This window comes from Longimonas sp. (assembly GCF_040409695.1).
In the GTDB taxonomy this organism is placed as follows: domain Bacteria; phylum Bacteroidota; class Rhodothermia; order Rhodothermales; family Salinibacteraceae; genus Longimonas.
Window position 1 is genome coordinate 1 of sequence record NZ_JARWGJ010000112.1, and the last position, 8374, is coordinate 8374.

General features: G+C 57.8%; 6 protein-coding genes. 4 read left to right on the forward strand and 2 right to left on the reverse strand.

The window, feature by feature from the left end; translation table 11 throughout:
- On the forward strand, nt 1–1576 hold a 1576-nt coding region (locus PPP56_RS07155), incomplete at its 5' end, for a fasciclin domain-containing protein (RefSeq protein WP_353563354.1).
- Nucleotides 1577–2083: 507 nt separating this feature from the next.
- Here the strand turns inward: PPP56_RS07155 and PPP56_RS07160 are convergent.
- Entirely contained in the window at nt 2084–3655 is a 1572-nt protein-coding gene (locus tag PPP56_RS07160) for a Na+/H+ antiporter NhaC family protein (protein WP_353563355.1), read from the reverse strand.
- Nucleotides 3656–3948: 293 nt separating this feature from the next.
- Nucleotides 3949–4425 carry a hypothetical protein gene (locus PPP56_RS07165; RefSeq protein ID WP_353563356.1) on the reverse strand — a complete coding sequence of 159 codons (477 nt, stop codon included), beginning with the start codon at nt 4423–4425 and terminating at the stop codon, nt 3949–3951.
- A gap of 220 nt (nt 4426–4645) precedes the next feature.
- Between PPP56_RS07165 and PPP56_RS07170 the strand changes: the two genes are divergently transcribed.
- The 3 genes from PPP56_RS07170 to PPP56_RS07180 all read left to right on the forward strand — a co-directional run.
- Nucleotides 4646–6196, forward strand: coding sequence for a magnesium chelatase (locus tag PPP56_RS07170; RefSeq protein WP_353563357.1), 1551 nt, complete (start codon nt 4646–4648; stop codon nt 6194–6196).
- A gap of 201 nt (nt 6197–6397) precedes the next feature.
- Nucleotides 6398–7150, forward strand: a complete 753-nt coding sequence (locus PPP56_RS07175) for a glycosyltransferase family 2 protein (protein WP_353563358.1) — start codon at nt 6398–6400, stop codon at nt 7148–7150.
- Between the two features lie 351 nt (nt 7151–7501).
- Nucleotides 7502–8374 (forward strand): branched-chain amino acid transaminase (locus PPP56_RS07180; RefSeq protein ID WP_353563359.1); only part of this gene is annotated, 873 nt, incomplete at its 3' end.

Here is an 8374-nt window from a genome sequence, read left to right on the forward strand (position 1 = left end):
GTTGAACACGATGTTACGCGGCTCACGTATGGCCGTTTACCTGCTTGCGATGGCGCTTGTGCTATCGCTTGCCGCTTGCGACAGCGACGACCCGGTCTCCACGGAACCACCAGGAAATGGCGATGACGACAATGGGGACGAGCCTACACTGCTGGCCGACATTCTTGGTGAGCGCGATGACCTGACTACGCTGTTTACAGCGGTAGAGGAATCAGGACAGCTGGATCTCACAGCGAACCCAGATGCTGACATCACTGTGTTTGCTCCCAACAACAGCGCCTTTACGGATATTAACCTTGGTGCAGCGCTGGATGAGGACAATGAAGAGCTGCTCAGCGCCGTGGTCCAGTACCATGTGCTTCCCAGTCGCGTCCTCTCAAGTGGCTTGAGCGAAGGTGACGTTCAAACAGCAGCCGGAGACGCTATTCGTGTCACCACAGATGACGAAGGTAACTTCCTGATAAACGGCAATGCAATCGCTGAAGCCGATATTGAAGCCGACAACGGTGTGCTGCACGTGATTGACGGGCTGCTGCTCGAAAATCGCTCACTGCCTGAGCGCCTGGGACTCACAGCTTCGACCGAATCTCTCGTGAATCTGGCAGTTGATCTGGAGCTGGCTGAAAGCTTCGGTGAAGCTTCAGACTGGACGCTGTTTGCACCCATCAATGAGGCCATTGATGCGGTTGATCCTAACGACTTCACGGAAGACGAGCTGGAGCAGATCCTCCTGTACCATGTGATCGTTGATGAGGAGGGCGGACCGATCGACTCTGGTACCCTCGTTGAGCTGCTTGCCGCTAGCGATGGCGAGGTGTCTGTGCCAACGGCACAGGGTGAAGAAGTAACGTTCACCCAGACAGAAGGCGGCATTGAAATCAACGGTGGCCAGGCTAATATCGTCCTTGAAGGCGGTGTGGATCGTTTCACCGATAACTTTGCAAATGTTTTCCACCTCATCGACGGCGTACTGCTGCCGCCGAGCTTTACTGAAGAGGACGAGTCTATTTCGATTGCGGAGGCGCGTGATTTGGAAGATGGTACACCCGTTGAAGTAAGGGCGACCGTAAGTCGTGTCCTTGGGGTCGATGCATACTTCCAAGACGAGACCGGTGGCCTGCAAGCCTTCGACGGTGGGGGATGGGAATCGGCATTTGATGACGGTGATGAAGTTCGATTCACTGGTGAAATGGATACCTTTAACGCAGCACGTCAGCTTTCCGTTGACGATTTTGAGATACTCTCGTCTGGCAATATCGTTGAGCCAGAGGTGATCACCATCGCAGAATATCTCGCGGATCCTGAAGCGTTTCAAGGACGGCTGGTGCGCTTTGAAGGCGTAACGATCGACGACAAGGGTGATGACGTCTTTCAAGCCGGAGGCGGTGATGGAAGCTACGACATCACCGATGGATCAGGAGAAACGGCGACGATGCGTTTCAACAGAGACACGACCTCGGAGCTGGTAGGAGAAGCAATTCCTGACGGTACGGTAACGGTAACAGGGCCAACAACCCGCCGGAATGATGACTTCCGTGTCCTTCCAATTCGTATGGACGACCTGATTGAAGAGTAGGTGGCTTGCTGCCTTCAATTTTGGTGTATGTCATTTAAAGCCGCTGCTCTCCAACTAAGGAGGGCAGCGGCTTTTTATATATGTGAATCAGTTATATAACGGCATGTGCAGGTTTCTTTTTCCTTTGCTGATCGCCTTGAGGCCGAATACGTAATCCTGACATCTCCCTTCTCTTATGTTGTCTGATCATTTCTCCCTTCGAAGGGGGATCTGTTTAGCATGGCTCAATGGCCGCCCGGGATATCCGCTTCGCTCCTGATCCCGGGCTACAGGGCGAAACGAGGGGGGGCAAGCCCCATAGCCGGGGACCGCATAGCTGGAGAGGCAAGCAGTCCCCGGCGCTCTGGGAGCAGGTTGCTAAATACGTGCCACGGCGCCGCCGTGTCCCTACGTAACGGGGAACGGCTTTCTGAACAGATCAGACTGCCCCTCCCTATTTCAGATTGAATAGATCGGCACGCTGCCACAGATCACTGTTCATGCAGACAACACGTCTCCACGTCCACCTCACACCGCAAACACCGCCAGCACGGTATACAACGCTGCGGCGAGGCCGCCGGCCAGGATGGCGAGTGGAAACTGGGTATAGACGTGATCCATCAGGTCGGTGCCGGTGGCAAGCGAGGAGAGGATCGTCGTATCCGAAATTGGAGAGCACTGGTCGCCAAAGACGCTTCCGCCGACCACAGCGGCAAAGCACAGCGTGATGAAGAACGGCTCGGGGGCCACGGCCCAGGCCAGGGGCATCGCAACCGGGAAGACCACCGCGTATGTCCCCCAAGAGGTGCCCGTCGAGAATGCGATCAGCAGGCAGAGGCCCATCAGGAGGGCGGGCAAGGTGGCCGGTAAGAGCACGTCGCCCAGCGCCGCCACCACGTAGTCGGCGGTGCCCACGGCGTCGGCGACCTCTTTGAGGGTGACCGCCAGTGCAAGAATAATTGCGCCGATGGTAACGCCCCGGCAGCCGTCCACAAAGCCGTCGATCGCGTCTTGCAGCTCCATCCCCTTCGCGAGTGCGATGATCATACCGACCAGCGCCGCCAGCACGAAGGCTTCGGCGATGAGCAGCATCGGGTCGTCGGTGCGGCCCAGGTAGAAGTAGGTGACCATGTACGGAATAATCGCGACGCCCAGCAGCACCCCGATGGGACCGAAGAAGTCTGTGAGTCCCGGACGGTAGGTCTCGGGTACTTTCATCTCGGTAAGATCCTTGGCGGCGAGGGGATTAGCGCCCTCACGATCGAGCTTGCCTGTGCTGCGGGCCCGGTCCATTGCAGCGCGCATCTGCTTGCCCGGTACGAACGGCAGCTTCTCCCACGCAAAGAGCAGCGTGATGATCACCGCAAAGATCGCGTAGAAGTTGTAGGGGAGCGACGAGAAGAAAAACGCGATGCCCTGCTGCGACGTCTCAAGCAGGGGGATCGTGCCCGCTACGAGTCCCCCCACGTAGATCGGCCACACGTTAAACGGGATGAGCGTAGCGGCGGGCGAGGCGGTCGAATCCACCATATACGAGAGCTCCTCGTGCGACACGTTGTGCTCGTCGCTGATCGGGCGCACCGTAGCGCCGGTGAGCACAGTGCTTACCGTGCCGCCCTGGTGGAAGACGAGTCCCATGATCCAGGCAAAGAACTTCGCTGAGCGGGGGCCGCGTACAATGAGGCCGCTCGCCCAGCGTGCAAAGCGCAGGGCGCCGCCGGTACGGGTCCAGAGCCCGATAAGCCCGCCCAGCGCCCACAGATAGACAAGCAGAATCAGCGCGAAGTCCTGCGTGCCGATCGCTGGGATGAGAAACTCCTGTACGATGTTAAGCTCGCCCGCTACAACGCCCCCTACGGCAACGCCCAGAAAGAGAGCACTCACCACCTCGCGCGTGTAGAACGCCAGTACAATGGCGACCAGGGGCGGAAGCAGCGACCAGATGCCAAAGTGGCCGTTCACCTCTGGTGCCCGTCCGCTAAGTCCCACCGCACCGGCGATGAGCAGCAGCGCCACTCCGATAAAGATCCAGCGGGGGCTGCCATGAGGCGTCGTAGACGCGGAAGCGCTTTCTGCGGAGGTCGTGGGCGATGATTCCATAGGGGAGGGGGCATCAACAGCAAAAAAGAATGCACCCCTATGGTAATGGATACAAGGCAGGGTGTCCAGCATAACCCGCAATGCGTTACACGGAACGCAGCAGAGGAGGGCTGCACTCATTAGAGGAACGGACAGAGAGAGGCGCGCGCGGTCGCGCCAGTATACCGTTCAGGCGGATGCGCGGCGCATCCGCCTGAACACCGTCTTTGAGTGAACTACCGAGACGGGCAAACGCAAGACGTGTGTCGTAGCGCCGGGGGAGCGCTGAAAAGGGGCGCTAAACAGGCAGGTTCTTAAAAGTAGTATCGGAGTCCGAGCCCGCCGCCAACATCGCCGCTGGTGCTTGGAATCAGATCAATGCGCGGCGTAAGATGCCCGAAGAACTCGACGTGATTGTTCGCCATCCAGTTCAGTCCGATGCGGCCGCTCATGCCAAGAACGGCGTCTTCATCGCGGACACCGATGTAAGCGCCTGGACCAAAGAACCACTCCAGGCCCGATACATTCTGGGCCTGAATCGCCTGGTTGAACTGCGCATGCGCATTCAGGAAGAAAAACTCGTTCAGGTCCCAGGCCGCGAGAAAGTCATACGAAGGGCCGCCTGCGTTATAGAGCTTGACGGTGACCCCACTGGGCGACCCGATCTGCCCGCCCAGTCCAATACTTCCGGAGGCGCGCTGGGCGTCGGCCGATCCAACAGCTACGACCGCGCTTAGCAGCAGCGCAGCTCCAAACGTATACAGATGCCGGTAGAAAGGAGAGGTATGCATAAACATGCTGTAGGTGGATGAAGGAGGAATGGCGCATTGCAGCATCAACATACCGTATGGGGATGCGCACGTTGCGTAACATAATCGCGAAGTTGCGTGCCGGCCTGTATATACGGTGATACGAGAGGCCAGGAGTCCCTCTTGAGAGGAACAGCCCAAAACACCGGGCGTGCCAATGGGCGGCATACTCCTGCACGCTTATCTGTCTTGTTCTCGCTTTATGATACACCCTGACACAGCTCCTCCTGACATCAGCACACTTGGCGGACTTCGTGCGTCTGGATACACGAAGCGCACTGTCAAAGAAGAGATGCGTGCGAACCTGATGCGCAAGCTCCAGACCGGCGAAAAGATCTTTCCGGGTGTGATCGGATACGACCGCACCGTCATCCCGCAGCTTCAGAATGCCATTCTGAGTAAGCACGACATTATCCTGCTCGGACTGCGGGGGCAGGCGAAGAGTCGTATTGTGCGCATGCTGCCCCGTCTGTTGAGCGAGTGGACTCCTGTCCTGAAAGACACGCCGCTGAACGAGCATCCGTATGATCCGCTCACGAAGCAGGGGCGGGAGCTGGTAGAGGAATACGGCGACGAGGCCCCCATCGACTGGCTGCCACGCTCGGCGCGCTACGGTGAGAAGCTGGCGACGCCCGATACCACGATCGCTGATCTCATTGGCGATATCGATCCGATTAAGGCTGCCAACTTGCGCCTCACCTATGCAGATGAGGAGATCATCCACTTTGGCATCATCCCGCGCACGAACCGGGGCATCTTCGCGATCAACGAACTGCCCGACCTGCAGCCGCGCATCCAGGTGGGGCTGCTCAACATTATGGAAGAGCAGGACATTCAGATCCGGGGGTTCAACGTGCGCTTCCCGCTCGACGTGATGCTGGTGTTTTCGGCGAATCCTGAAGACTACACCAGCCGCGGGAATCTGATTACGCCGCTCAAAGATCGCATCGACAGTCAGATCATCACCCACTACCCGAAGACGGTAGACGTGGGCATGGCGATCACCGACCAGGAGGCCTGGCAAGACCGATCCGACGGCGCCCAGGCGATGCCGGTCGACGTCTCCATTCCATATGTCTTTCGCGAGATCGTAGAGCAAATTGCTTTCGAGGCGCGCAACAGCGAATACATCGACCAGAAGTCCGGGGTCTCTGTGCGTGTGACGCGCGCCGCCATGGAGCTGTTGATCTCCGCTGCTGAACGCCGCTCACTGATTAACGGGGAAGACACAACCAGCGTACGGGTAAGCGACCTGCTCCACCTGGCCCCTGCCATCACCGGAAAGGTTGAGCTTGTCTACGAGGGTGAGCAAGAGGGGGCAGAGAACGTTGCTTATACGCTTATCGGGCGCGCCATCCGCACCGTGTTTACGCAGTACTTCCCGGACCCGGCCGACAAAGGGGGGGAGCGCGAGCGCTATGCCGACGTGCTGGCCTGGTTCACAAAAAACAACAACGTACGCCTCAACCAGGACCTGTCGGATGCCGAGTATCGGTCACGTCTCAAGGCGGTTGATGGCTTGCAGGAGGTGGTCGACGAAGAAACGTCGCCCGGCTCTGAAGCGCAGCGTATGGTTATGATGGAGATGGTGCTTGAGGCACTGCACCAAAACTCGCTCATTGGCAAAGAGATGAGCGACGATGGACAGGCATACAGCGATATTATGGGGTCGATGCTCTCATCGTTCGGCAACGGTGGGTTCGATGAAGACGACTTTGACGATGATGACTTTGACATGGACGATTTCCAGTAGCACAGGGGGGCGCAGAGCGTGGTTTTACGCTCTGCCGGATGAACCGTAACGGCACACCGCCTCGCTGACACGTAGATCTGCCCCATAGGCTCGCTGACCTTGCATTGGAAGTGCGCGTGTGCCTGCATTACGCAACCGAGCCCCCTGTAGGTGCCTGTTGCGCTTCCCTCTCCCACTGGTAAGATTCTTACTGTGTCGTACATGAAAACGCTTGTCATCATCCCTGCATTCAACGAAGCGAAAGCGATCGGTCAGGTTATTGGTGACCTGCCCGCGCATCAAGTAGATGAGGTTGTAGTGGTCAATAACGCCTCGACCGATGCGACCGAGCGCAATGCCCGGGCGGCAGGAGCTACGGTTGTGCGTGAGCCGGAGCAAGGATACGGTGCCGCCTGCCTGCGTGGGCTGGCGTACGCATCCCAGCAGAACCCGGACGTAATTGTCTTTCTGGATGGCGACTACAGCGATCATCCCGACGAACTCCCGCGACTGGTCGATCCAATCTGCAGCGAAGACGCCGACTTTGTGATTGGTTCGCGCATGCGGGGCGAGTCCGAGCCGGGTGCACTGCTCCCGCAGGCGCAGATCGGGAATCGGCTCGCGTGTACGCTCATGCGATGGATCTGGGACGTACGCTACACCGACCTCGGTCCCTTTCGGGCGATTCGCTACGACGCGCTGCAGCGCCTGAACATGCGCGATCGTACGTTCGGGTGGACCATTGAGATGCAGATCAAGGCAGCCGAGGCGGGGCTTCGTATCTGTGAAGTGCCTGTCTCGTACCGGCGCCGCGTCGGGGTGTCGAAGATCACCGGCACCGTGTCGGGAACGGTACGGGCGAGTGCCAAAATTCTATGCACGATTGCCCGGTATGCCGTCCGGCCACCCCACGTGGAGCACCATGTACGCGAAAGCGCTTCCAGTATTCAAGCTGAATACGCTGAAGCTCCCTGAACTTTCAGGCGCTTTATGCCGTTTCTATGTTGTCTTATGTTGCCTTTTTGGGCGTTATCCCCAATAGTCGCAAACGCTCCTGCCCAGCGCAGAGGCGTTTTGTTTTGAGGATGCAGTGCTTTGAGAGGTCACGCTGCTACGAAATCACGCTGCCACATGGCAGTGAAGAGGCTTCATTCCTCTGAGCCCTGTGCGTTCGGCTCGCTATTCTTAGTTGCCCATACAGCCAGTCCTTTTAAGAGATGCGCTGTTGTTAAATAACGGCTCTTAAACGATGGCTGCTAAATAATAAGGTAGCGCCTGCAACTTGAGACCCATCATCTTTTGCATGCTTTACATACCCCTGCTTCCATGAGTTACGATATCTGGTTCAATGGATCGTTTGTGCCGTACGAAGAGGCACAAATCCATGTGCTTTCGCACGTCGTCCACTACGGCTCGTCCGTATTTGAAGGCATCCGCTGCTACGAGACCGAGCAAGGGTCGGCCATATTTCGGTTGGACGAGCATATGAAACGGCTGGAGAACTCAGCCAAGATCCACCGTATGGAGGTCCCGTACGACCTTGATGCGCTGAACCAGGCGGTCATAGATACGGTGGAGCGGAGCGGACTGCCGGAATGCTACATTCGTCCGGTGGTCTTCCGGGGCATGGGACCGATGGGCGTCAACCCGCTTGAGAACAGTGTAGAAACGATCGTCGCTGTGTGGGAATGGGGCAAGTACCTCGGCGAAGAAGCACTGGAAGAGGGCGTCGACGTGGAGGTGGCAAGCTGGAACCGCATGGCCCCGAACACGCTGCCTGCAATGGCCAAGGCTGGGGGCAACTACCTGAATGCTTCATTGGTAAAGATGGATGCGGTCAAAAACGGCATGATGGAGGGCATCATGCTGAGCACGAATGGGTATCTTGCCGAAGGAAGCGGCGAGAACCTGTTTATCGTTAAGGACGGCAAGCTTTACACGGCGCCTGTAGGGCTGTCGATTCTGCCAGGCATTACCCGCGACGCGATCATCCAGCTGGCACGCGAGCGGGGCTACTCGGTCGAGGAGAAGACCATTCCGCGTGAAGCGCTATACATCGCCGATGAGCTCTTCTTTACGGGTACGGCTGCAGAGGTCACGCCCATTCGTAGCGTCGATCACTATACCGTTGGCTCAGGGTCGCGCGGTCCGATTACAAAGGAGCTGCAAGATGCGTTCTTTGACATTGTGGAGGGAGGC

Bases quoted from the DNA above. Each gene is read 5' to 3' on its own strand.
- PPP56_RS07160 (WP_353563355.1), bottom strand. From the start codon at position 3,655: ATGGAATCATCGCCCACGACCTCCGCAGAAAGCGCTTCCGCGTCTACG.
- PPP56_RS07165 (WP_353563356.1), bottom strand. From the start codon at position 4,425: ATGCATACCTCTCCTTTCTACCGGCATCTGTATACGTTTGGAGCTGCG.
- PPP56_RS07170 (WP_353563357.1), top strand. From the start codon at position 4,646: ATGATACACCCTGACACAGCTCCTCCTGACATCAGCACACTTGGCGGA.
- PPP56_RS07175 (WP_353563358.1), top strand. From the start codon at position 6,398: ATGAAAACGCTTGTCATCATCCCTGCATTCAACGAAGCGAAAGCGATC.